Here is a 24807-nt window from a genome sequence, read left to right as displayed (position 1 = left end):
CGTTAAAATCCGCAAAACTAATAGCTATTCAAAATTGGCGCATGAGTATTCAACTAAACGCGATTAACTGTTTCTACGGTGCTCATCAGGCGCTGTTTGACATTAACCTGGAATGTCCGCAAGGCGAAACCCTGGTGCTGCTTGGCCCAAGCGGTGCAGGGAAAAGCTCGCTGTTGCGTGTGCTGAATCTGCTTGAGCACCCGCGCTCTGGTCAGTTGCACATTGCAGGTCACGATTTCGACTTCAGCAAAACGCCTTCGACGGCAGCAATACGCGAGCTGCGCCAAAACGTAGGCATGGTTTTTCAGCAGTACAATCTCTGGCCCCATCTGACGGTACTGCAAAACCTGATGGAAGCGCCCTGCCGTGTACTGGGCTTAAGCAAAGCCGATGCCCGGGCCCGAGCCGACAAGCTGCTCGATCGTCTGCGTCTCACCAGCTACAGCGACCGCTTTCCCCTGCACCTCTCTGGCGGACAGCAGCAACGTGTTGCGATTGCCCGCGCGCTGATGATGGAGCCGCAGATCCTGTTATTTGATGAACCGACCGCCGCGCTCGACCCCGAAATCACCGCCCAGATTGTCAGTATCATTCGCGAACTGGCCCAGACCCAGATTACCCAGGTGATCGTGACCCATGAGGTGGAAGTGGCGCGTAAAACGGCCAGCCGTGTGGTGTACATGGAAAACGGTCATATTGTGGAACAGGGCGATGCCAGCCGCTTTACACAGCCGCAAACCGAGGCGTTTGCACATTATCTTTCGCACTAAGTCAGGATGCTAAAAATGAAAAAAGTCGTACTTGCTGCACTGCTTGCCGGATTAAGTCTGAGCGCTTCCGCTGCCGAAACCATTCGTATTGCTACTGAGGCTTCCTATCCTCCTTTTGAATTTGTTGATGCGAATAACAAAATTCAGGGCTTTGATGTCGATCTGGCTAATGCGCTGTGTAAAGAGATGGATGCGACCTGTACATTCACCAACCAGGCCTTTGACAGCCTGATCCCCAGCCTGAAATTCCGCCGCTTTGATGCGGTGATGGCAGGCATGGACATCACCCCTGAACGTGAAAAGCAGGTCCTGTTCAGCAAACCTTACTATGACAACTCGGCGATCTTCGTTGCTCAGAAAGGCAAAGTGGCGAGCGTAGAGGCGCTGAAAGGCAAGCGCGTCGGCGTGCAGAATGGCACCACGCATCAAAAATACCTGACGGACAAGCACGCGGATATTACCGTGGTGCCTTACGACAGCTACCAGAATGCGGTACTGGATCTGAAAAATGGCCGCATCGATGCCGTCTTTGGTGACAGCGCCGTAGTCAACGAGTGGCTGAAGCAGAACGCTAACCTGGCCCCGGTGGGTGAGAAAGTAACGGATAAAGCGTATTTCGGTACCGGTCTGGGCATTGCTGTGCGTCAGGGAAATACCGAGCTGCAAAGCAAATTCAACACGGCACTGGACAAAATCAAAGCCGATGGCACCTACAAAACCATCTACAGCAAATGGTTCCAGCAGTAATTTCTGATGAATGAAATAATCCCGCTTGCAAGCGCCGCCGGCATGACCGTCGGCCTTGCTGTTTGTGCCCTCATCGCTGGCCTGGTGCTGGCGATGATCTTTGCCGGCTGGGAGTCACTGCGACTGAAACCGCTGGCGTGGATCGGAACCACGCTCGTCACGCTGATTCGCGGCCTGCCGGAAATCCTGGTCGTGCTGTTTATCTACTTCGGCGCATCACAGCTGCTGCTGACCTTATCCGACGGCTTTACGCTGAACTTCGGCCTGTTTACGCTGCCGGTTCAGATGCACATTGAAAACTTTGACGTTAGCCCGTTCCTCTGTGGTGTTATTGCTCTGGCCATGCTTTATGCGGCCTATGCTTCTCAAACCCTGCGCGGCGCGCTGAAAGCCGTCCCGATTGGACAGTGGGAATCCGGCCAGGCGCTCGGCATGAAAAAGTCAGCGATTTTTTTCCGTCTGATTATGCCGCAAATGTGGCGCCATGCCTTGCCAGGCCTGGGAAACCAGTGGCTGGTTTTGCTAAAGGATACGGCGCTGGTGTCGCTGATTAGCGTTAACGATCTTATGTTGCAGACGAAAAGTATCGCGACCCGCACCCAGGAGCCTTTCACCTGGTTTTTAGTGGCGGCGGCCATTTATCTGGCGATCACGCTTTTCAGTCAGGCCGTACTGCGCCGAATTGAACTGCGCACCACGCGTTTTGAGCGGGGGAACAGCTGATGCTGAGCTATCTACCCGAACTGCTTAAAGGGCTTAACACCAGCCTGAGCCTGACCGCGGCCTCGCTCGTAACCGCGCTGCTGCTGTCGCTGCTCTTTACCATTGTACTGGCCTTGAAAACCCCGCTGTTTTCTCCGCTGGTAAAAGGCTTTATTACCCTGTTTACCGGCACGCCGCTGCTGGTGCAGATCTTCCTGATCTACTACGGGCCGGGCCAGTTTCCCAGCCTGCAAACGCTGCCCTGGTTATGGCATCTGTTATCACAGCCCTGGCTCTGCGCCATGCTGGCCCTGTCGCTTAACAGCGCGGCCTACACGACTCAGCTGTTTTACGGCGCCGTTCGTGCCATTCCCGCTGGTCAGTGGCAGTCCTGTGAAGCCCTGGGCATGACGCCCCGGCAAACCCTGCGTATTTTGCTGCCTTATGCGTTTAAGCGCGCCCTGTCTTCTTACTCCAACGAAGTGGTGCTGGTGTTTAAGGGCACATCCCTGGCGTTTACCATTACGCTGATGGAGGTCATGGGCCATGGTCAACTGCTGTATGGCCGGACCTATGATGTCACGGTCTACGCGGCTGCCGGGCTGATTTACCTCTGTGTCAACGGGCTGCTCACCATTATGATGCGCCTGATCGAGAAACGCGCCCTGGCGTTCGAACGGCGAAATTAACCCGCAGGCAGGGCAACCTGCCTGATTAATTTTATAATCATATTTATTGCATAAAAATTCATTTACTGGCATCGTGTGGCGCATTCGCTTGCTGTGTTATTGATGGCTAACGGGAGCCTGTAATGAAAAAATGGATGATTGCCGCTGCACTGGTAAGCCTGGCCGTAAGCGCTCAGGCTGCTGAGAAAATTCGCTTCGCGACCTCTGCCACCTACCCACCTTTCGAATCGCTGAACAGCGATAATCAGATTGTCGGTTTCGACATCGATCTGGCGAAAGCGCTGTGCGAACAGATGAAAGCGGAATGCTCGTTTACCAACACGGCCTTTGACAGCCTGATCCCCTCACTTAAGTTCCGCCGCTATGACGCCGTGATTGCCGGTATGGATATCACCGCTGAACGCAGTAAGCAGGTTGACTTCACTCAGCCCTATTACGCGAACTCCGCCATTGTGATTGCGCCTAAAGGGAAATTTACCGCTATTGATGCGCTGAAAGGCAAACGTATCGGCGTTGAGAACGGTACAACGCACCAGAAATATCTGCAGGACAAGCATCCGGAAATCAACGTCGTCGCGTATGACAGCTATCAGAATGCGATTCTGGACATGAAAAACGGACGTCTTGACGGCGTATTTGGCGACAGCGCAGTTGTCAATCAGTGGTTAAAAACCAACAACGATCTGGCCAGCGTCGGTGAACACGTTACGGACCCGGCGTACTTTGGTACCGGCCTGGGGATTGCGGTGCGCAAAGGTAACGCCCCACTGCGGGATAAATTTAATCAGGCGCTGGCGGCCCTGAAAGCCAACGGCAGCTGGCAGAAAATCAATCAGAAATGGTTCCCTGAATAACGCTCATGGGCCAGCGGCGTTTCTGCTGATCGGTTCTGCACTCTTCTCCGTTCAGCAGAGGATCAGGCTGGCCCGCCTGACCGTTGACGCGTCAGTAGCGTCAGCACTTCAAAATGCGCCGTGTGCGGAAACATATCGAACAGCTGTACCTGGGTAACCTCGTAATCCTTCAGCCGGGCAATATCCTGTGCCATGGTCTGCGGATTGCAGCTTGAATAGAGCACATAGTCAGGCGCCATGGCGCTCAGATAATCACACAGCGCTTCCCCAATCCCGCGACGCGGCGGATTCACCAGCACCAGCTGTGGCACCCTATCCCGCTCAGTGGCAAACGCGGTGGAATCCAGTGCGGCAAAACTGACGTTGTTCAGACCCAGCATCTGCGCAGAGCGCTGCGCGCACTGGATGGCTTCGGGACTGATCTCAATACCGGTAAGCGCTAACGTGGGTGAGGCACAATGCAGGCCAAATCCGCCCACGCCGCAAAACAGATCCCACATGCTGGTCACCGGCAGTTGACGTACCCAGTCGCGCGCCGTCGCGTACAGCGCACTGGCGACCTGAGGATTGGTCTGGAAAAAGCTTTGTGGCCGAATCCACAACGGCACGCCGTTAAACTCGTCCGCCAGCGCCTGAGTGGATGTCAATGCGACCTCCTCGTCCCCTTCCAGAATAGCCATATGCACCGGCTGTATGTTGGCTGAAATGACCTTTAGCTGTGGGAGTTGCTGCTGTAGCCACGGCAGGGCGTTACGCAGCTGTGTCAGTTTGGTGTGCGACCGCAGGACAAAACGCAGCATCATGCCGCCCTGGGTACTTTCGGTGAGCAGCAAATACTTCAGTTCACCGCGCTGACGTTCAATGTTATACGGCGTTAAACCGGCACGCGCGATAAAGGGTTTTAAGGTCGCCAGTACCGGGGAAAAGCTGTCGGGATAAAGCGGACATGCGCAAAGATCTGTCGCCTCGCCGTTGCGCTGCACTATGCCGAAAACCGGACGCTCAACGCTGCCGCTTACCACCATCTTTGCTTTATTGCGGAACCCTTGCTGCGCTGAGGTTACCGGCGGCAGCCACTGTTTAACCGGAAACGCGGCCAGCAGTTGGTTCAGCCGGGCCCCTTTATCATCAAGCTGCTGGGGATAGGGTTTTTCAAGCCACTGGCAAGAGCGGCAACGGTGAGCGTCATAGAGCGCGCAGTGCATGGTAAAGCCTGTATTAACTGTCGGGAAGGTTGGCGGAGCGCGATTGTATCACCGCTTGCGGAAAAATGCGCGGCTGCTGGCGGGCAGAAAAAGCAGTAATAACACCATCAGATCGGGCAGTTTTTGCAGCAGCGTGCGGTGAATAATCTGCAGATTATTTTCACCTGCAATACTGTAGATTTCCGGATAGATCCCGCCTGTGGAGGCCATCAACATATATAACAGCACCACAATTTGCGCCGCCACGAATCCCCAGCGTCCCCGGTTGCTTCCGCGCATCAGCGTAAAGGCACAGCGCAATTCAAATAAGAAAATGACCTGGCTGGCGATGAAGATCAGCGTGGAATCCCATGACTGCGCACTGCGATGGACAAAGTTGGCCAGCTCGGTATAACCCAGTTCATTCGCCAGCATCAACACGCTCAGGCAGCGCGTCGCGATAATCGCCACGCCCGCCACCGTGACGGGGACCGGGGCAGCCGGTAAAACAGCGCCGTGTTTAAGCATTTCCGACATGTCTTTCACTCCACCATGACGATAAAAAGGCTGGATTAACCAGCCCTTCTATAGAATGGCAAAAGTCGGGGATTTCAGCCACGTTTCGCTTTCTGAATATCGCTTAAACGCTGTTTTTCTTCATGTGCCATGACGCGCCAGGCAATAAAGCCCACGATGCCCACAACGAACAGGATCAGGGAAGCCAGCGCGTTGATCTCCGGATTAACGCCACGTCGTACCGTGGCAAAAATCGCCATCGGTAAGGTGGTGGCACCCGGGCCGGTCACAAAGCTGGCAATCACCAGGTCATCCAGTGACAGGGTAAAGGCCAGCAGCCAGCCGGTCACGATGGCCGGCGCAATCATCGGCACCGTGATCACAAAGAAGACCTTCAACGGCGTCGCGCCAAGATCCATTGCGGCTTCCTCAATTGACCGGTCCAACTCGCGCAGGCGCGAATTGATCACCACCGCCACGTAAGCGGTACAGAAGGTCACGTGCGCCAGCCAGATGGTGAGCGTACCGCGTTCTGTCGGCCAGCCCAGCGCATTGCCGAGCCCGACAAACAGCAACAGCAGCGACAGGCCGGTAATCACATCGGGCATGACCAGCGGTGCAGTGAGCATAAAGGCAAAGCCGTTATGGCCGCGAAAACGCCCAAACCGCACGATGATCACCGCCGCCATGGTACCCAGCACCACCGCCATGGTGGCGGAAAGCGCGGCAATGGTGAGGCTCAGCAGCACCGCATCGATCATGGCATCGTCCTGAAACAGCACCTGATACCAGTGAAATGAAAACCCTTCCCAGACCGTAACCAGCTGGGAACTGTTAAAGGAGTAAACCACCAGCAGCAGCATGGGCGCGTACAGAAACATAAAGCAGCAGGCCAAAATCGCCGTGCGCCAGGGAGAGCGGATCGTTGGCAGATTATTCATCCCTTCTCTCCCATTGCTCGGTTTTGATGTTTATGGAACCAGATAATCGGCAGAATCAAAATCAGCAAAATGATCACCGCCAGCGCGGAGGCCACCGGCCAGTCGCGGTTGTTAAAGAACTCCTGCCAGAGAATACGACCAATCATGATGCTGTCCGGTCCGCCCAGCAGTTCGGGAATCACGTACTCGCCGACCGCCGGGATAAACACCAGCATGGAACCGGCAATGATGCCGCCTTTGGTCAGAGGCACGATCACGCTGAAGAAGGTTTTCAGCGGGCGCGCGCCCAGGTCCAGCGAGGCTTCCACCAGCGAGTAATCGATACGCGTCAGCGCGGTATAGATGGGCAAGACCATAAACGGCAGATAGCAGTACACAATCCCGATATAGACCGCCGTATTGGTGTAGAGGATCACCAGTGGATGATCGATCACGCCTGTCCACATCAGAAAACGATTAAGAATACCGTTATTGTTCAGCAGCCCCATCCAGGCGTAAACCCGCACCAGGAACGACGTCCACGACGGCAATATGACCAGCAGCAGCAGGACAGACCGCATCGAGGGCTTACTGTGCGCGACGGCCCAGGCCAGCGGATAACCAATCAGCAGACAGATGACAGTGGAGATCGCGGCCACTTTTAACGACTGCAAATAGGCGTCGATATACAGCGGATCCTCACTGAGCGTGACATAGTTGCCCAGATTCAACACCAGACTCAGTTGATCGTCAGCCCAGGTGACCAACTCGGTGTAAGGCGGAATGGCACGGGCAATATCCGCAAAGCTGATTTTTAAAACAATCAGGAACGGCAACAGAAAAAACAGAATCAGCCACAGGTAAGGCAATGCAATGACGAGCTTGCGCCCGTGCTGCATTTTTATGCGCGTTGCCCAGCGCTGCAAGGGTGTACCGAGCAGCTTAGCCGGGGCTTTCGTGCGTTGAAAAATCTGGCTCATCGCGCCTCCTTAAACTGTCAAAACCACGCAGCTGTCACTGTCCCAGCACAGGCGCACCTGGTCGCCCCAGGTCGGCATACCTTTGCGGTAGCGATGTTCATTTTGCAGCTGGGCACTGAGCATCTGACCGCTGTGCAGGCGAACATGGTAAATGGAGAGATCGCCCAGATACGCGATGTGTACCACCTCACCGTCCGCGACGTTACAGCCATCGGCAGGGATCTCTTCACACAGCATCACCTTTTCCGGGCGCAGGGCAACGTGAACCGGCACGTTATCGACGACCGACACATCGGAATCCACTTTCAGAGGATGCTTGAGGCCCGGACTGTCAATCACCAGGCCGTCTTCCTGACGTTCACGCAGCAGACCGTCGAACACGTTAACTGAACCGATAAACTCGGCGCTGTAGCGGCTGGTAGGATGCTCGTAAATCTCTTCCGGCTCACCAATTTGCACGAATTTGCCCCGGTTCATGATGGCAATTCGCCCCGCCATCGTCATGGCCTCTTCCTGATCGTGCGTCACCATCACGCAGGTCGCCCCGACCCGCTCCAGAATATCGACCACTTCCAGTTGCATACGGTCGCGTAACTTTTTGTCCAGCGCCCCCATGGGTTCATCCAGCAGCAGCAGTTTAGGCCGCTTTGCCAGGCTACGCGCCAGCGCCACGCGCTGCCGTTGTCCCCCTGAAAGCTGGTGCGGCTTACGTTTGGCAAATTCCTGCATGTGCACCAGTGACAGCATTTCTTCCACGCGGCTGGCGATTTCGCCCTTTGCCAGTTTATCTTGCTTTAGGCCAAAGGCGATGTTCTGCTCCACCGTCATATGGGGGAACAGCGCATAGCTCTGAAACATCATATTGATCGGCCGCTGATAGGGCGCGACATGGGAGAGATCGTGCCCATCCAGCACAATCTGGCCGCTGGTGGGCTGTTCAAAACCCGCCAGCATGCGTAACAGGGTAGATTTGCCACAGCCGGACGCGCCGAGCAGAGCGAAAATCTCCCCTTTGTAAATGGTCAGGCTGACATCATCCACGGCATGCTGGCCGTCAAACGATTTGGTCAGGTTGCGAATTTCCAGCAGCGGCGTTAACGCTTTTGCGGTTTTATTTTGCGGGCGAGGGATGGCATCGTTCACGAATGTAGTTCTCCGGAGCCAGGCGGAACAACGCGGCAAACAGTGCCGCTAAAAATGGCACAACAGAGGCCTGCACTGCGCCTCTGTTGCTGTCACAAAACATATGCTGTCGAATTACTTACCGCTTTTAACCTTAGTCCATGCACGCGTACGCACACGATCCAGTTTTGGATCCTGGACCTTCAGCACAAACAGTTTGGCCATGGCATCCGGCGTCGGGTAAATACCCGGGTTATTACGGATATCGGCATTAATCAGCGGCAGTGACGCTTTATTGCCGTTGGCGTAATTCATTTTATTGGAGATGTCAGCAATCACTTTCGGATCCATGATGTAGTTCAGCCAGGTGTAAGCGGCATCCACATCTTTCGCGTCTTTTGGAATCGCCATCATATCGAAGAAGGCCAGTGCGCCCTCTTTCGGTACGCTGTAACCAATGTTGACGCCATTCTTTGCTTTCTCCGCACGGTTTTTCGCCTGAAGAATATCGCCTGACCAGCCAATAGCCACACAGATATTGCCGTTCGCCAGATCGTTAATATATTGCGAAGAGTGGAAGTAACGAATATTCGGACGCAGCTTAAGTAGCAGATCCGTCGCGGCGCCAGAATAATCTTTTGCATCGCTGCTGTTAGGATCTTTGCCCAAATAATTAAGTACGGTTGCGAAGATCTCTTCAGGCGCATCCAGGAAAGACACGCCACAGCTTTTCAGTTTTTCCAGGTTTTCCGGCTTCAAGACCAGATCCCAACTGTTTACCGGCGCATCCGCGCCCAGCGCAGCTTTCACTTTTTCGACGTTATAGCCAATGCCGGTGGTGCCCCACAAATAAGGAATCGCATATTTGTTACCCGGATCGTGTTGCGCCACTTTCGCCATTAACGCGGGATCCAGATTTTTATAGTTTGGCAGTTTGCTTTTATCCAGCGGCTGAAACACGCCGGACTGAAGCTGACGCGCCAGGAAACTGGAAGAAGGCACCACGACATCGTAACCCGTACTGCCGGCCATCAGTTTGCCTTCCAGCACTTCGTTGGAATCAAACACGTCGTAGACGACTTTAATGCCGGTCTGCTTTTCGAAATTAGGCACGGTATCTGGCGAAATATAATCCGACCAGTTATAAACGTGCAGCGTCTTATCTTCCGCCATGGTACTGGCTGAAGCAGCCATCAGCACCCCAGCAACCACACCTGACAACCATTTTTGACGTTGGTTGAACATGCTTTTAATCCTCCTGAGCGGGTTATAACAACGCTGCACATCAGTGATTCAGTTTTGCGTTTTGTGATTAAAATTCAGTGACACAATGAATCATTATTCAGTGGACGTTTAATAGTAAAAACCTATACCTGCGCGGCAATCTAAGGCCTGTCGCCGCCCCGCAAGCATAGCCCCCCCGTTGAGGGTTCACCAGACCTCAGCGTAAAAAACGCCTGAACTCAATATTTTAGGCATGTTTAAGCTATGAGGTTCGGCTTTTATGGCATAAAGAACGTCATAAATCTGGCAATTAAGGGCTTAATGCAGAATAAAACATTACGGTTATAAATTAATCTATGTCGTTCACAATTGATAACATTAAGAATTACGCGTGCCGGAGACAGGGATCTTTGCGGCTGCATCGGCGGGGCGGGAAATAGCGCGGGTCAGCAAGTAGACATTCGCCGGGAATAAAAAAAGCCGTCACGGGTGACGGCTTAATCAGATCCTGTTCTTAGTGCAGAACAGAATGGATGCTGCTGCTTGAGACGTGCTCTTCGTCTTCACCTATCATCAGCAGATTATTGGCAAAGGCTTCCATAATGACCATGGAAATTTCTTCTTCGCTCTGCTTCATAAAATGTGCAAACTGCCCGAAGGTTAACCCGGCAGTGGTCATCATTGACTGACAAACAATAAGCTTAGGCAGGTTGTCATCCTGTATATCGATGAACGCCTTCACCGTGAGCGAACTGGCGTTAATTTGCGATAAGTCACCCACCAGCGGAATAAGCGCAGTCGGTTTTACTTCGGCCAGTGCCGAAAACAGAATGACGTTATCGACCAGGTCGATTTTAGCGTCAAACACCCCGTCGAAGTTTTGCATGTGCGGCAAATGAAGTGCCTGACAAGCATCACATTCAAACCAAGTGATATTTTGCTGATCCAGCCAACGACGCAGCAGGTCGATATCCGGAACGACAAGAGAATCCATTGTAAAATCCCATGGGGTGATAAATAAGCGACCTAGCTTACGGAAAAACGTGGTGAGATTCCACGAAAACCACTGAAAAGCGCGGGTCAACCCGTGGTTTTAGGACGGAGCCCGGGGGTAGCATGCCGTTCAATGTGGTCAATCATCATGCCTGCGATGTCAAGACCGCTTGTGGTTTCAATCCCTTCCAGGCCTGGTGAAGCATTCACCTCCATCACCAGCGGGCCGCGCGCCGAGCGCAGAATATCCACCCCCGCGACGTCCAGCCCCAGTACCGCGGCGGCTTTGACGGCCATCTCGCGCTCCTGCTCGCTAATGTCAACCGTGCAGGCTTTGCCGCCGCGATGTAAATTCGAGCGAAAATCGCCCTCTTTCGCCTGGCGCTCAATGGCCGCCACGACCCGATCGCCAATGACCAGACAGCGCACATCGCGTCCGCGTGCTTCCTGAATAAACTCCTGCACTAAAATGTGTGCATTCAGCCCACGAAAGGCATCGATAACGCTTTCTGCCGCCTGGCGCGTCTCTGCCAACACCACGCCGATCCCCTGCGTGCCTTCGACCAGTTTCACCACCAGCGGCGCGCCGCCTACCATGGCGATCAGATCCTGCGTGTCGTCAGGAGAAGAAGCAAATCCCGTTACCGGCATATCAATCCCGTCCCGTGCCAGCAGCTGCAGGGAACGCAATTTGTCACGCGCGCGGGTCACGGCGGCGGATTCATTTAAAGGATAACTGCCGCACATTTCGAACTGGCGTAGCACCGCCGTGCCGTAGAAGGTAATCCCGGTGCCAATGCGCGGAATAACGGCATCGAAGTGCCCCAGCGGCTCGCCACGGTAGTGAATACCGGGCGAGGCGGGGTTGATGTTCATGTAACACGAGAGCGGATCGATGATTTGAACAAAATGACCGCGCTGTTCGGCGACGTCACGTAAACGGCGACAGGAATAGAGCGTTCCATCGCGCGACAGAATGGCCATTTTCATCAATCAAAATCCTTGCGTTAAATTAGCGTGTTGCCCAGCCCTGCTGATGCAGGTAATCCAGCATAAACGGGCGCGTCTCTTTGATGATCAGGCGCTGAATCAACTGGCTCCAGGTTTCGCTACGCTGGTTGCTGTCGCGTTGTTCATAGTAGATCGCCGTGCGGCTATCGTAATCAGCCAGCACCGCAGGATCCACTGGTTGATAACGATTTTCGTGCACCAGCATCGACTGCGGGATGCGCGGTTTAACATCCGGTATGGATTCAGGATAGCCAAGACAGAAACCAAACAGCGGCAGCACAAATTTTGGCAGGCCCAGCAGTTCGGTAACCTGAGCGATATTATTACGAATGCCGCCAATAAAGACGCCGCCCAGCCCCAGGGATTCCGCTGCCACCATGGCATTCTGCGCCATCAGCGCCGTATCCACACAGCCCAGCAGCAGCTGTTCTGCCCGGCCTAACTGGGCATCAGAGCAGATTTGCAGGTGACGATTAAAGTCAGCGCAAAATACCCAAAACTCCGCCGCCTCGGCCACCCATGTCTGACCGCCCGTCAGGGTAACCAGTTGGTCACGTAACGCCGGATCGGTGATGCGTACAATAGATGAGCACTGCAAAAAGCTGGATGTGGACGCCGATTGCGCCGCAGCAATAATCGCCTCACGCTGTTCAGCACTCACCTTTTGATCCGTAAAAGAACGGATGGAACGGTGGCTGCATAATAAATCGATAGTCGGTGTCATAAAATCTCCAGCTAATTATCTTTTTTTTCAGAAAGGTTGAACAACTGCGGCGCAAGTGCTTTGGCACAGCGCCACATCAATAGCCAGGCGGCAGGTAACATCAGCAGAATGCCAATAATAAACAGTGCGGTCGCCAGGCGCGTGCTCCCGGCACCGGCAGGCAGTGCGGGTAACCACTGGTTAACGACCAGCAGCGCGCTCGCGATAAGTACGCCGCCCAGCGCCTCCATTGCCAGTATGGTCTTGGGCAATTTTGCGACATTCCGCATGGTTTCCTCCTGCCTCAGGGCTGACTGAGTCTCAATTATGGATAAGATCCCTAAAATTGCCCATCAGCAGTTTCGGAGAGTGCCATTGCAGAGCACCGGGCCCGGCTTTGCGACGTCATAGGATGCGGGCATCAGACTAACAGGTAAATCCTGCTTTCTTTAAGCACGACGAGCGGGCATCATTACCGGCTTTCCAGACTTTGTCGTGTGATCGTCATCACACACTGACCTCGCAAGGAGTTCTCAATGATTGCTGTTATTTTTGGTCGTCCCGGCTGCCCTTACTGTGTTCGGGCGAAAGAACTGGCGGATAAGCTGCAGGCCGGGCGTGACGATTTCAATTACCAGTATGTTGATATTCAGGCGGAAGGCATCACAAAAGCCGATCTGGAAGCCAGTGCAGGTAAACCTGTCAGCACCGTACCGCAGATTTTTCTGGATGAGCAGCATATTGGTGGCTACACCGAATTCGCCGCCTGGACAAAAGAGAATCTGGGATTTGTTGCCTGAGCAACGGATGTATCAGAACTGACGTCCTGAAAAGTGCGCGCTGGCGTGATGCCAGCCGCGCCTTGATGATCGGTTAAGCCAGCCCCGCGTGCGATAACGCGACAACGGCAGGATGCAGCTCAACACAGTAGCCTAACGCTTTGACGCCGCGATCAGTCGCAGCAACCGCACCAGCAATGCCCCGCATCCCGCCCAGAACATACCGCTCATGCTCCAGACAGCAATATAATTCCAGCTGGCACTCCCGGCAAACACGCTATGTAGCAGCAGCGCAGCCAGCACCGTTCCAGTAAACGCCATCACCAGCGTGCTTTTTAGCGGCGCCTCCCGCTGCATGAGCGCCATGACGGCACCCGGCAGTAAAAAAAGCAGCAATTCAGGCTGGCTGTGTAGCGTCTGCGTGCCTGACAGCCGGAAATCCTGGGTAAACATAAACACGACACAATAAAACACGCCACCTGATACGCAGGTTGCCCAGAAATAATAACGCTGCGGCATAACTCCCCACTCATTAAAAACACGCCAAAACTTCGCCTTTGACCTTGCCGAGCCTGGTGGAAATAAAAAGAAACAGTCGTTTTGAGAACGAATGAAAGTCGCCAATGGCTGAGAATGATTTTTCTGATTAGAATATTGGCCGCGTTACCTTTTCAGACATCAGTGATAGCTGGAGGTAATCTTACGGCCTGCTCAAGATAGCGAAAAACAGGCCTCTCTTCAATAGGTTACAAGTAAACAAGAAGTTAAAATGTTGAATGTTAACATCGCAGAATTGTTAAGAGGTAATGACATTCTGTTATTATTTTTCGTACTGGCACTGGGACTTTGCCTGGGAAAATTACGTTTTGGCTCGATACAACTCGGAAATTCCATTGGCGTATTAGTGGTTTCATTATTATTAGGTCAGCAACACTTCTCGATGAATACGGATGCCCTGAGCCTGGGTTTCATGTTGTTTATTTTCTGCGTCGGCATTGAAGCAGGCCCCAACTTTTTTTCCATTTTCTTTCGGGATGGCAAAAATTATTTCATGCTCGCCATTGTGATGGTGGTCAGCGCCCTGCTGCTGGCCCTGGGATTCGGCAAGCTCTTTGGCTGGGACATCGGCCTGACCGCAGGCGTATTGGCCGGCTCCATGACGTCCACGCCGGTCCTGGTTGGCGCGGGTGATACGCTGCGCCAGAGCATCAGCGATCCCAGACAGCTGAGCATCATGCAGGATCAACTCAGCCTGGGTTATGCCGTAACCTATCTTGTCGGGTTAGTCAGCCTGATTTTCGGCGCACGCTATCTGCCCCGTTTACAACATCAGGACTTACCCACCTGCGCCCAGCAGATTGCGCGCGAACGCGGTCTTGACGCTGACAGCCAGCGCAAAGTGTTTCTGCCGGTGATTCGCGCTTACCGCGTCGGCCCGGAACTGGTGGCGTGGAGCGGCGGCAAAAACTTGCGTGAGCTCGGTATTTACCGGCAGACCGGCTGCTATATCGAACGAATTCGCCGCAATGGCATCCTTGCCAGCCCGGATGGTGATGCGGTGCTGCAACTGGGGGACGATATTTCCCTGGTGGGCTATCCGGATGCCCACGCGCGCCTGGATGCCAGCTTTCGTAACGGCAAAGAAGTTTTTGACCGCGATCTGCTGGATATGCGGATTGTGACGGAAGAGATCGTGGTGAAAAACCACAATGCCGTCAACAAACGGCTAAGCAAACTCAACCTTACCGATCACGGCTGCTTTCTCAACCGCGTGATTCGCAGCCAGATCGAGATGCCTATTGATGACAACATCATGCTGAACAAAGGTGATGTGTTGCAGATCAGCGGCGAGGCGCGACGGGTGAAGAGTGTAGCGGATCGCATCGGCTTTGTGGCGATTCACAGTCAGATGACCGACCTGCTGGCATTCTGTGCTTTTTTTATCATCGGTCTGATGGTCGGGTTAATTACGTTCCAGTTCAGCAACTTTAGCTTTGGCATCGGTAATGCCGCAGGGTTGTTGTTTGCCGGCATTATGCTGGGCTTCCTGCGCGCTAACCATCCTACCTTTGGCTATATTCCGCAGGGTGCGCTGACGATGGTGAAAGAGTTCGGGCTGATGGTATTCATGGCGGGCGTCGGGCTGAGCGCCGGCAGCGGTATCGACCACGGTATATCGGGTAACGGCGCACTGATGCTCTTGTGCGGCCTGCTGGTCAGCCTGTTACCGGTGGTGATTTGCTACCTGTTTGGCGCCTATGTTCTGCGCATGAACCGCGCGCTGCTGTTTGGCGCCATTATGGGTGCACGCACCTGCGCGCCAGCCATGGAGATAATCAGCGACACGGCTCGCAGTAACATCCCGGCACTCGGCTACGCCGGGACCTATGCTATCGCGAACGTTTTGCTAACGCTGGCGGGAACATTAATCGTTATTATCTGGCCGTTATTGCCCTTATAAAATTTTTTTACTGACGTCCAGAACTTTTTTTCCCGACCACAGTCTGAATAAGTGCCACTGCTTTTCTTTGAAATCCCCAAATTGTGGAGCCCGCTGGTCTTTTTCCCAGCGGGTTTTTTTATGCCTTTCTCCTGCCCGCCCTGCCTGGACACTAAAACATCATTAAACTTAAACCGTTTTGCAACCTTAACGCAGATTAAGAACCTTGTGATGGACTCTCTGACCGTCTGCACGCAGGATAGGCAGCTTATTTTGTTAGCAGTATGTGCTAGCAGATGCGACAGACTCAATCCGGTTTCGCTCGTTGGCTTAAGCCCTTTTTCCCGGATTGAGAGAATCTGAACATCAGTAAGAGGAACCGATCCCGTAATGGAAGAATTGAACCGCACCCTGTTTATGGCAATTAACGCAACACCGGATTCGCCTCACTGGTTATTGCAGCTTGCCATCTTCATCGCCAGAGACTTAATCGCCATCGTTCCGCTGCTGATTGTGGCACTGTGGCTGTGGGGACCGCGCGATCGGGTTGCCTCACAACGTGTGCTGGTATTAAAAACCGGCATTGCGCTGCTGTACGCGCTCGCCATCTCCTGGTGCGTTGGGCAGCTGTTACCGCATCCGCGCCCTTTCGCGATCAATTTTGGTCATCAGTTTCTTGCGCACGCGGCCGATGACTCCTATCCCAGCGATCACGGCACCACGATTTTCACCTTTGCGCTGGCTTTCCTGTTCTGGCATCGGCTCTGGTCGGGCATCATTCTGATGGTGGTCGCCACCGCAATCGCCTGGTCCCGTGTTTACCTTGGGGTTCACTGGCCAATGGATATGCTGGGCGGTTTTCTGGTGGGAATGCTGGGTTGCCTGGCGTCACACCTTGCCTGGCAACTGTATGGCGAACGCCTGCTCAATATCATCAACCCGCTCTATCGGGCGCTGTTCGCTTTACCGATTCGTAAAGGCTGGACACAAGGTTAAAAACAGGGGACGCCGCGGCGTCCCCTGTTTTTAGCTGAACCACTTTCCGAACCAGCCATTAAACTTCATCATCACAAAATCAATGATGCGGCTGAAGAAGCCGCCTTCCGGCACATCCTGCAACACCACCAGCGGACGCTGTTCGATCGTTTTACCGTCCAGTTGAAAATCAATAGTGCCCACGACCTGGTTTTTCTTCAACGGCGCCTCAAGCTGCGGCGATGTCAGGCTGTAGCTGGCTTTGAGGTTTTTCATCTGCCCTTTAGGAATGGTCAGTGCCGCGTCTTTTTCCACACCCAGGTTGACCTGATTATGTTCGCCAAACCAGACGCGCTGCTGGGCAAAAGGCGCACCCGCTTTAATTGGGGTCACGGTTTCAAAGAAGCGGAAGCCCCACGTCAGTAATTTTTCACTTTCCCGGAAGCGAATGGCATCGCTGGCGGTGCCCAGCACAACCGAGATCAGTCGCATATCGCCTTCGGTGGCTGAAGCGACCAGGTTATTTCCCGCGCCAGAAGTGTGGCCGGTTTTAATCCCATCCACCTTCAGATTGCTGCTCCAGAGCAGACGGTTGCGGTTCATCTGACGAATATTGTTAAAGGTAAACTCTTTTTCCTTGTTCAGGGCGTACTCTTCCGGCACATCCCGAATCAGCGCCTGGCCAATCAGCGCCATGTCCCGCGCGGTGCTGTACTGTCCGTCGGCATCCAGACCATGCACCGTCATAAAGTGGGTGTTTTTCAGGCCAAGCGCTTTCACATAGTTATTCATCAGACCGATAAAGGAATCCTGACTGCCGGCAACATAGTCCGCCAGCGCGATGCAGGCATCGTTCCCGGACTGGATCACAATCCCTTTGTTCAGCTCATGCACCGGGATACGATCGCCGGGCTTCAGAAACATCAGAGAAGAGCCCCGCAGTTTAGGATTGCCGGTAGCCCAGGCATCCTGCCCCACTGTTACCATATCGTCAGGTTTAATTTTGCCGGATTTGATTGCCTGGCCAACCACATAGCTGGTCATCATTTTTGTCAGGCTGGCAGGATCGAGTCGCTGATCGGCATTGGATTCGGTCAGCACTTTGCCGCTGGCGTAGTCAATTAAAATCCAGGCTTTGGCGTCAATTTGAGGGGCGGCCGGTGCCTGTTCCGCGAAAACAGCCATTGGCGCAACGAGTAGCAAAGAGGTTGCAGCAATACGCCGCAGGTGAGATGAAAAGCAAGTATTTGTCATGGGCTTGGCCGGATTGTCCTTAGTAAAACGAGAGTCAAAGGCTTAACACCTTCTGTAAGAACGCTACCCGCTGGCGTCAATGAAAAAAACCGCTTAATCGTAAAGTTTTATAGATTTTAGTAGATTAACCCTGGCAAGCGTGCCTCGCGCGTGCCATTTTCCCTCACGAATGTCGCACATAAAAATGCGCTAAATTCTGATTTTTTAATCAGAAAGTTAAGGCCGTCACAAAACTGGGTTACCCTGACTTTATTCAATTGAGGAGAACCCCTATGGATCTAGCCCTGTTTGATCTGGACGAAACGCTGATTAGTGAGGACAGTACCGGCCTGTGGCTACGCTGGCTGGTCTCACAAGGCTTTGCCTCTAGTGACCTGATTGATGAAGAACAGGAATTAATGCGTCAATATTATGCCGGGACGCTGTCGATTGATGAGTACATGCATAAAACCCTTTCCCCGCTGACCGGCATGGCGACGATGACGGTGGAAGGATGGGTTCGACGCTTTATCCACCGTGATATCATGCCGCGCGTTTACCCGGAAGCCCGGGCGCGGCTTGACTGGCATCAGGCGCGCGGTGACAGAATTATCGTGATCTCCGCCAGCGGCGAACATCTGGTGAATCCTATCGCCAGCCAGCTCGGTGCCTGCGGGGCCCTGGCCATTGGTGTCGAAGTGGTGGACGAACGTTACAGCGGCAACACCTACGGCACCCTGACGTTTCAGCATGGCAAAGTGAAGCGGGTAGAAGAATGGAAAGCCGCGCGCCCTGCCGAAACCTACGCGCACACCTGGGCTTACAGTGATTCCATGAACGACCTGCCCATGCTGGCGCAGGCCGACTATGCACACGTAATTAATCCGGCGGAACCGCTGTTACAGGAAGCCGAAAAGCGCGGCTGGCAGGTCTGCCACTGGGCTCGCTGAGTTAACCGCGGGACGCGCTGGCGTCCTGCGTCAACCCAACCCTGAGCAATTTACCGTTAGCCTCATCCGTCAGTAAATAGAGATAGCCATCGGGCCCCTGACGGACATCGCGGATCCGCTCATTGCGCCCGTCCAGCAACCGTTGTTCTTCGACGACCTTCTCGCCGTTGATATGCAACCGAATCAGGTTCTTCTCTTTCAGCGCGCCAATAAACAGCGAATTTTTCCACTGTGGAAAACGTGCGCTGTTATAAAACGCCATACCGCTGATCGCTGGCGAGACTTTCCAGTAAAACGCCGGCTGTTCCGTGCCTGCCACATGCGTGCCTTTGGATTCCGGCACCTTACTGCCGTTGTAATCAATGCCGTAGGTTGCCAGCGGCCAGCCATAATTTTTGCCCTTCTGAATAATATTTACCTCATCGCCACCGCGGGGACCATGCTCACTTTCCCACATCACCTGAGTCCAGGGATTCAGTGCCAGCCCCTGAGGATTGCGTAAACCATAGGCCCAGATTTCGGGGCGCGCGCCGGGTTTATTGACGAAGGGATTATCGTTTGGCACGCTGCCGTCCGCGTTCAGGCGCAGCAGCTTGCCCTGAAGTTTATCGAGGTCCTGTGCGGCACTGCTGACAAAGTTGTCGCCAAAGGCAATCCATAAAAAGCCCTGACGATCGAAGGCCAGCCGGGTGCCGATATTGTTACCGCTAGAGAGGCGCGGCGTTTGCTGAATCACCTCATGAAAATCGGTTAACTGGCGGTTATCAGGGCTGAGTTTGCCGTAGCCCACCACGGCGCCGGCCTTGCCGTTGCTGTCCGCTTCGGTATAGCTGAGCCAGACGCGGCGGCTCTGGGCAAAATCGGGGGCCAGCACCACGTCCAGCAGTCCGCTCTGACGCTGCGCCCAGACCTTTGGCACGCCCTGAATCGGTTCGGACAAGCCGCTGTCAGGCCGCCAGCTGCGCAGTTGGCCGGATCGTTCAGTAATCAGCAACGTCTGATTATCGGGCAAAAACGCCACAGACCAGGGGTGATCCAGCTTATCCTGAAGCACCTCAACCTTAAGGTCACTCGCCCACAGCGGGCTGGAAAAGAGTAATGCGCCACTCAATAACAACGGGGTCGGAATACGAACCATAGTCTTCTCCTGACAGCGTGCAGTGCTGTTAAGCGTAGTCAGACCGTCTGGAATGCAGTAAAGGATTTACAAAAGATTAAACAAGGCGTTGGCAGCAGGATGGGCAATGGCATGCGCTGGGAAAACCGACCGAAAAGGGATCGTGAAGAGAAAAGAAGAGACCGCCCGAAAAGTGATCGTGAAGAGAAGAGACCGCCCGCAGTAAGATAGCGGGCGGAAGCGGTTATTCGAAACAGGTATCGGGATTTTCCGCCAGTGAGATAAACTCTTTACCGCCTGGCGTCAGCGCCAGAATCGTACCGCTCTCAATATCGTACACCCAGCCGTGCAGGCGCAGCTTGCCCTGACGTAACCCGACCGAAACTGACGGGTGGGTTTTCATGTTGTTCAGCTGGGCAATCACGTTTTCCTGCACCATTTCGTTGAGCTTCTTCTCAGGCGAATCGTATTCACGCTGCTCAACCACCGCTTTTGCCGCATCGGCATAACGCAGCCAGTGCTCGACGGCTGGCATAGAATCCATACAGGCACAGGAGGCGATAGCGTTCATCGCGCCACAGTTTGAGTGACCACAGATAATGATGTCAGAAACCCCCAGCGCCATTACGGCATACTCAATTGTCGCTGACACGCCGCCCGGTTCCGGACCAAAAGAGGGCACAATGTTGCCCGCATTACGGATGACGAACAGCTGTCCGGGTTCCTGCTGAGTAACGAGTTCCGGCACCAGACGGCTGTCTGAGCAAGAGATAAACAGCGCTTTTGGATTCTGATTAGATGCCAGACTTTTAAAAAGCGCCTTTCTTTCGGGAAAGACTGTCTGCTGAAAACTCAGAAACCCGTTGATGATCTCTTTCATTATTTTGCTCTCACATTGTCCACGTCATGATCTGAAGAAACGACGCCTTCAGTACTGGTTAAGCGATTCATTATTAATGAAAACAAGCAAATATCAACTTAGAATGTGACCAAAATCGCTGTCGTAAAGTTAAAGATGTTTAATATTTATCCACCTGATTATTCGGTGTTTATTAGAAATTCTTTTACACAACGGTGAGTTACTGACTTTCGGTTGCCCTCGTGTTCTGCCGTCCGACCCCGGGCGATGGGTGCAGACCTTTACGGGTTTTTGCGTTACTTTACGCTTAACTAATCCCTTACAGATAACGCTACAATTTTCATCACAACACAGGTAAAATCGCGCGCCATTGCTGTGCTGAACCGGAAACCACCTTATGTCCACTACCAATACACTGCCGCCGCGCGTCGGATTTGTCTCGCTCGGCTGTCCAAAAAACCTTGTCGACTCAGAGCGCATCCTGACGGAACTGCGCACCGAGGGTTATGAGGTGGTACCACGCTATGACGATGCTGAAATCGTTATTGTTAACACCTGCGGATTTATCGACAGCGCCGTCCAGGAATCTCTGGAAGCGATCGGTGAAGCCCTGAACGAAAACGGTAAGGTCATCGTGACCGGCTGTCTGGGCGCCAAAGTCGATCAAATTCGTGAGGTGCATCCGAAGGTGCTGGAGATTACAGGTCCACACAGCTATGAACAGGTGCTGTCGCATGTGCATCGCTACGTGCCTAAGCCGCAGCACAACCCGTTCCTGAGCCTGGTGCCGGAACAGGGCGTGAAGCTGACGCCGCGCCATTACGCCTACCTGAAGATTTCTGAAGGCTGTAACCATCGCTGCACCTTCTGCATTATTCCTTCGATGCGTGGCGATCTCGACAGCCGTGCCATTGGTGAAGTACTGGATGAAGCGAAACGTCTGGTTGAAGCCGGTGTGAAAGAGTTGCTGGTGATTTCACAGGATACCTCGGCCTACGGCGTGGACGTGAAGCACCGGACGGGCTTCTGGAACGGTGCGCCGGTAAAAACCAGCATGGTCAGCCTGTGTGAGCAGTTAGCCAAACTCGGCGTCTGGGTCCGCCTGCATTACGTCTATCCGTATCCCCACGTTGATGACGTTATTCCGCTGATGGCTGAAGGCAAAATTCTGCCGTATCTCGATATTCCGTTACAGCATGCCAGCCCACGCATTCTTAAACTGATGAAACGTCCTGGCGCAGTAGAACGGACGCTGGAGCGCATTAAGCGCTGGCGTGAAATCTGCCCTGAGTTAACCCTGCGCTCAACCTTTATCGTTGGCTTCCCCGGTGAAACCGAAGAAGACTTCCAGATGCTGCTGGACTTCATTAAAGAAGCCCGTCTGGATCGCGTAGGCTGTTTCCAGTACAGCCCGGTCGAAGGCGCAACGGCGAACCAGTTGCCCGATCCGGTTGATGAAGCTGTTAAGCAAGAGCGTTACGACCGCTTTATGCAGTTGCAGCAGCAGATCTCTGCTGAACGCCTGCAGGAAAAAGTGGGACGCGAGATTATGGTCATCATTGATGAGGTCGATGAAGAAGGTGCGATTGGTCGTAGCATGGCTGATGCGCCAGAAATCGACGGCGCCGTTTACCTGAACGGCGAGAGCAACGTTAAGCCGGGTGATGTCCTGCGCGTGAAGGTGGAACACGCAGACGAATACGATTTGTGGGCCAGCCGCGCTTAACCGTACTTCTGCTGGTGCGCTTTTTTGCGCGCCAGGTAGTCATCATCAGCACGTAGCTTGTCCCAGTATGCTTTGAAAATGGCCGCCGCAGCGGCCTTTTCTTCGTCCCTGCCCCAGGGCAATTCCTTCCCCTGGGCATCGTATTTCCGTCCGCCCTTGTGGTTGCTGTAGCGACGCGCGCGGGTATAACCCATCTGGATAAATTTGCGTGCCATGTCCATGCCGACAAAATCATCCTGCTGGCGATAGGCTTCGAACAGCGCCATGATTTCTTCTGCCGAAGCTTTGGCAACCTCAACGGTACGAAAACGCCAGTGCGGTAAGATCTCGCCCTTATAAGGCTGGACCATGAGCACGCCCTGCTCTCCGCGCCCCACCTGATAACGCTCAGGCTGCTTGCGAAAATCGATGGTGCTGAAGTCCTGGTCATAATCAAAAGGTTTCATGTCTTAAGTTTAGGATCAAGTGCGTCACGTAGCCCGTCGCCAAGTAAATTAAAGGCTAAAACCGTAAAAAAAATGGCCAGCGCCGGAAAAATCGCCACATGCGGCGCAATGACCATATCGGCCCGCGCTTCGTTGAGCATGGCACCCCACTCCGGCGTGGGCGGTTGCGCGCCCAGTCCCAAAAATGACAGGCTTGCCGCCGTGATAATCGAGGTACCGATGCGCATAGTGAAGTACACCACAATGGACGATACCGTCCCTGGCAACAGGTGGCGCAGGATAATCGTCCAGTCGGATGCCCCGATGCTGCGTGCAGACTCGATATAGGTTTGATGTTTCAGCACCAGCGTATTGCCGCGCACCAGACGGGCAAACGCTGGAATACTGAAGATCGCCACGGCGATAATCACGTTGCTGATACCGGTGCCCATAATGGCCACCACGGCAATGGCGAGCAGAATACCGGGAAAGGCAAACAGTACGTCACAAACGCGCATGGTTATCCTGTCCCACCAGCCTTCGTAGTAGCCCGCCAGCAGGCCCGCCAGGGTGCCGATAAACGCGCCTATTGCCACGGAGACAAAACCGGCAATCAGCGAAATTCGGGTGCCCACGAGTACGCGGCTGAAAATATCGCGGCCCAGTGAGTCCACGCCAAACCAGTGCATCAGGGAAGGCCCGTCATTCAGGCGGTCATAGTCAAAATAATTTTCAGCGTCGAACGGCGCAATGGCCGGTGCCGTGAATGCCAACACAATCAGCACCAGCACGAAGAGACCGGCCAGCAACGCCACGGGCTGATGGCGAAAGCGCCGCCAGAACTCGCGCCACGGTGTTCTCACCCGGTTGCCGTTTAACAGCGGCATACTTTTTAATGCCGCTTCCCGTCGCCAGTTTTTCATCAGGTGTCCTTAAAGCGAATCGCCGGGTTAATGACGGCATACAACATATCGACAAACAGGTTAATCAGGATAAACTCCAGCGAAAACAGCAGCACCTCCGCCTGAATGACCGGATAGTCACGCATCTGCACTGAATCCACCAGCAGACGCCCCAACCCCGGCCAGTTGAACACCACCTCCACCACAATCGACCCGCCCAGCAGGAAACCAAACTGCAGGCCCATCATGGTCACTACCGGAATCATGGCATTCCGTAATCCGTGTTTAATCACCACGCCGGATTCACGCACCCCTTTCGCGCGCGCGGTGCGCATGTAATCTTCCTGCATCACCTCAACAAAAGAGGCCCGGGTAAAACGCGCCATGACGGCGGCGACGGCCGCCCCCAGGGTAACGGAAGGCAAAATGTAGTGCTGCCAGCTATCGGCTCCCACCGTGGGAAGCCAGCCCAGTTGGACAGAAAACACCTGCATCAGCAGCATGCCAAGGGCAAACGCCGGAAAGGAAATGCCCGAAACCGCCAGCGTCATGCCCAGGCGGTCCGGCCAGCGATTACGCCACACCGCAGAAACAATGCCAATCGCCATTCCCAGGATCACCGCCCATACCATACTAACTAAGGTCAGCCATAAGGTTGGCATAAAGCGGGTGGCGATTTCCTGTGAAACCGGCCGCCTCGACACCAGCGACTGGCCAAAATCCCCCTGTAGGGCATTGACGACAAAGTGCCAGAACTGCAGTGGCAGCGGTTGATCCAGCCCCAACTCCTGGCGTACCAGCGCGACGACGGAGGCATCGGCTTCCTGGCCGGCAATCAGGCGTGCGGGATCCCCTGGCAGTAAGTGCACAAACATAAACACCAGCACCGCCACGATAAACAGCGTGGGAATCAGGCCCAGCAGTCGTTTCAGAAAATAGTTAAACATGTCAGATCCTACACAGCCGCCAGCCGTCGCGGCTGGCCT

Annotated in this window: 27 protein-coding genes; 10 read left to right on the top strand and 17 right to left on the bottom strand. The window is 54.0% G+C overall.

Annotation, left to right across the window (positions count from 1 at the left end; all coding sequences use genetic code 11):
- Positions 1-41 precede the first annotated feature (41 nt).
- From artP to artJ (QLG08_RS19520), 5 genes are all read left to right on the top strand, one after another.
- Complete coding sequence (gene artP / locus QLG08_RS19540) at positions 42-770, top strand: arginine ABC transporter ATP-binding protein ArtP (RefSeq protein ID WP_014606209.1); 729 nt, start codon at positions 42-44, stop codon at positions 768-770.
- A gap of 15 nt (positions 771-785) precedes the next feature.
- Entirely contained in the window at positions 786-1517 is a 732-nt protein-coding gene (gene artJ, locus QLG08_RS19535) for an arginine ABC transporter substrate-binding protein (RefSeq protein ID WP_014606210.1), read from the top strand.
- Between the two features lie 6 nt (positions 1518-1523).
- Entirely contained in the window at positions 1524-2240 is a 717-nt protein-coding gene (gene artQ, locus QLG08_RS19530; RefSeq protein WP_015700667.1) for an arginine ABC transporter permease ArtQ, read from the top strand.
- Complete coding sequence (gene artM / locus QLG08_RS19525) at positions 2240-2908, top strand: arginine ABC transporter permease ArtM (RefSeq protein WP_013025209.1); 669 nt, start codon at positions 2240-2242, stop codon at positions 2906-2908. Before artQ ends, artM begins: the two co-directional genes overlap by 1 nt.
- A 122-nt stretch (positions 2909-3030) precedes the next feature.
- A complete protein-coding gene (artJ, locus tag QLG08_RS19520) occupies positions 3031-3762 on the top strand; it encodes an arginine ABC transporter substrate-binding protein (protein WP_015700668.1) in 732 nt (243 codons plus the stop codon).
- A gap of 62 nt (positions 3763-3824) precedes the next feature.
- Here artJ (QLG08_RS19520) and rlmC read toward each other — a convergent pair whose 3' ends face one another.
- The 10 genes from rlmC to QLG08_RS19470 all read right to left on the bottom strand — a co-directional run bounded on the left by rlmC (position 3825) and on the right by QLG08_RS19470 (position 12705).
- Positions 3825-4967 (bottom strand): 23S rRNA (uracil(747)-C(5))-methyltransferase RlmC, encoded by a 1143-nt coding sequence (rlmC, locus tag QLG08_RS19515; RefSeq protein ID WP_019106178.1) that lies wholly within the window; start codon positions 4965-4967, stop codon positions 3825-3827.
- Positions 4968-5015: 48 nt separating this feature from the next.
- On the bottom strand, positions 5016-5483 hold the full coding sequence (locus QLG08_RS19510; protein ID WP_014593297.1) for a YbjO family protein: 468 nt from the start codon (positions 5481-5483) through the stop codon (positions 5016-5018).
- Positions 5484-5557: 74 nt separating this feature from the next.
- Entirely contained in the window at positions 5558-6403 is an 846-nt protein-coding gene (gene potI, locus QLG08_RS19505) for a putrescine ABC transporter permease PotI (protein WP_013025205.1), read from the bottom strand.
- A complete protein-coding gene (gene potH, locus QLG08_RS19500) occupies positions 6400-7362 on the bottom strand; it encodes a putrescine ABC transporter permease PotH (RefSeq protein ID WP_238493084.1) in 963 nt (320 codons plus the stop codon). Before potH ends, potI begins: the two co-directional genes overlap by 4 nt.
- Before the next feature lie 9 nt (positions 7363-7371).
- Complete coding sequence (potG, locus tag QLG08_RS19495) at positions 7372-8505, bottom strand: putrescine ABC transporter ATP-binding subunit PotG (protein ID WP_014606214.1); 1134 nt, start codon at positions 8503-8505, stop codon at positions 7372-7374.
- A gap of 114 nt (positions 8506-8619) precedes the next feature.
- Positions 8620-9729, bottom strand: a complete 1110-nt coding sequence (gene potF / locus QLG08_RS19490) for a spermidine/putrescine ABC transporter substrate-binding protein PotF (protein ID WP_014593294.1) — start codon at positions 9727-9729, stop codon at positions 8620-8622.
- Between the two features lie 493 nt (positions 9730-10222).
- Positions 10223-10702 carry a YbjN domain-containing protein gene (locus tag QLG08_RS19485; protein ID WP_014593293.1) on the bottom strand — a complete coding sequence of 160 codons (480 nt, stop codon included), beginning with the start codon at positions 10700-10702 and terminating at the stop codon, positions 10223-10225.
- A gap of 86 nt (positions 10703-10788) precedes the next feature.
- On the bottom strand, positions 10789-11691 hold the full coding sequence (rimK, locus tag QLG08_RS19480) for a 30S ribosomal protein S6--L-glutamate ligase (RefSeq protein WP_014593292.1): 903 nt from the start codon (positions 11689-11691) through the stop codon (positions 10789-10791).
- A 22-nt stretch (positions 11692-11713) separates the two neighbouring features.
- Positions 11714-12436 carry an oxygen-insensitive NADPH nitroreductase gene (gene nfsA / locus QLG08_RS19475; RefSeq protein ID WP_029568556.1) on the bottom strand — a complete coding sequence of 241 codons (723 nt, stop codon included), beginning with the start codon at positions 12434-12436 and terminating at the stop codon, positions 11714-11716.
- A gap of 11 nt (positions 12437-12447) precedes the next feature.
- Positions 12448-12705, bottom strand: a complete 258-nt coding sequence (locus QLG08_RS19470) for a DUF1418 family protein (protein WP_014593290.1) — start codon at positions 12703-12705, stop codon at positions 12448-12450.
- 246 nt (positions 12706-12951) lie between these two features.
- Between QLG08_RS19470 and QLG08_RS19465 the strand changes: the two genes are divergently transcribed.
- A complete protein-coding gene (locus tag QLG08_RS19465) occupies positions 12952-13215 on the top strand; it encodes a GrxA family glutaredoxin (protein ID WP_013025197.1) in 264 nt (87 codons plus the stop codon).
- A 132-nt stretch (positions 13216-13347) separates the two neighbouring features.
- On the opposite strand, the gene ybjM is transcribed toward QLG08_RS19465, so the two are convergent.
- Positions 13348-13713, bottom strand: a complete 366-nt coding sequence (ybjM, locus tag QLG08_RS19460; protein WP_014606215.1) for an inner membrane protein YbjM — start codon at positions 13711-13713, stop codon at positions 13348-13350.
- A 253-nt stretch (positions 13714-13966) separates the two neighbouring features.
- On the opposite strand from ybjM, the gene QLG08_RS19455 reads away from it, so the two are divergent.
- Both QLG08_RS19455 and ybjG read left to right on the top strand, forming a co-directional pair.
- Entirely contained in the window at positions 13967-15655 is a 1689-nt protein-coding gene (locus QLG08_RS19455; RefSeq protein WP_238493147.1) for an aspartate:alanine antiporter, read from the top strand.
- A 369-nt stretch (positions 15656-16024) separates the two neighbouring features.
- Entirely contained in the window at positions 16025-16630 is a 606-nt protein-coding gene (ybjG, locus tag QLG08_RS19450; protein WP_013025194.1) for an undecaprenyl-diphosphate phosphatase, read from the top strand.
- Positions 16631-16660: 30 nt separating this feature from the next.
- Here the strand turns inward: ybjG and QLG08_RS19445 are convergent, their stop codons facing one another.
- Positions 16661-17863, bottom strand: coding sequence for a serine hydrolase (locus QLG08_RS19445; protein WP_013025193.1), 1203 nt, complete (start codon positions 17861-17863; stop codon positions 16661-16663).
- Between the two features lie 272 nt (positions 17864-18135).
- Here QLG08_RS19445 and QLG08_RS19440 point away from each other — a divergent pair, with 272 nt between their 5' ends.
- A complete protein-coding gene (locus QLG08_RS19440; protein ID WP_014593287.1) occupies positions 18136-18792 on the top strand; it encodes an HAD family hydrolase in 657 nt (218 codons plus the stop codon).
- A 1-nt stretch (position 18793) separates the two neighbouring features.
- Here the strand turns inward: QLG08_RS19440 and QLG08_RS19435 are convergent, their stop codons facing one another.
- Positions 18794-19930 carry a PQQ-dependent sugar dehydrogenase gene (locus tag QLG08_RS19435; RefSeq protein ID WP_013025191.1) on the bottom strand — a complete coding sequence of 379 codons (1137 nt, stop codon included), beginning with the start codon at positions 19928-19930 and terminating at the stop codon, positions 18794-18796.
- 223 nt (positions 19931-20153) lie between these two features.
- Positions 20154-20789 carry a carbonic anhydrase gene (locus QLG08_RS19430; RefSeq protein ID WP_013025190.1) on the bottom strand — a complete coding sequence of 212 codons (636 nt, stop codon included), beginning with the start codon at positions 20787-20789 and terminating at the stop codon, positions 20154-20156.
- A 376-nt stretch (positions 20790-21165) separates the two neighbouring features.
- Between QLG08_RS19430 and rimO the strand changes: the two genes are divergently transcribed.
- Entirely contained in the window at positions 21166-22494 is a 1329-nt protein-coding gene (gene rimO, locus QLG08_RS19425) for a 30S ribosomal protein S12 methylthiotransferase RimO (RefSeq protein ID WP_013025189.1), read from the top strand.
- On the opposite strand, the gene QLG08_RS19420 is transcribed toward rimO, so the two are convergent.
- From QLG08_RS19420 to gsiC, 3 genes are read right to left on the bottom strand one after another with little or no spacing between them, the layout of a single operon-like run.
- Positions 22491-22940, bottom strand: coding sequence for a DUF4385 domain-containing protein (locus tag QLG08_RS19420; protein WP_014593286.1), 450 nt, complete (start codon positions 22938-22940; stop codon positions 22491-22493). The genes rimO and QLG08_RS19420 overlap by 4 nt on opposite strands.
- Positions 22937-23842: a glutathione ABC transporter permease GsiD gene (gene gsiD, locus QLG08_RS19415; protein WP_013025187.1), complete on the bottom strand. Its 906-nt coding sequence runs from the start codon at positions 23840-23842 to the stop codon at positions 22937-22939. The genes QLG08_RS19420 and gsiD overlap by 4 nt, the downstream gene beginning before the upstream one ends.
- Entirely contained in the window at positions 23842-24768 is a 927-nt protein-coding gene (gene gsiC, locus QLG08_RS19410) for a glutathione ABC transporter permease GsiC (RefSeq protein ID WP_014606229.1), read from the bottom strand. The genes gsiD and gsiC overlap by 1 nt, the downstream gene beginning before the upstream one ends.
- Positions 24769-24807: the final 39 nt, after the last annotated feature.

Origin of the sequence: Pantoea sp. V106_11, from assembly GCF_029967885.1 — a bacterium.
GTDB classification, from domain to species: domain Bacteria; phylum Pseudomonadota; class Gammaproteobacteria; order Enterobacterales; family Enterobacteriaceae; genus Pantoea; species Pantoea ananatis.
Note: the sequence above shows the minus strand (reverse complement) of the source record. Positions and strands in the feature narration are given on the sequence as shown.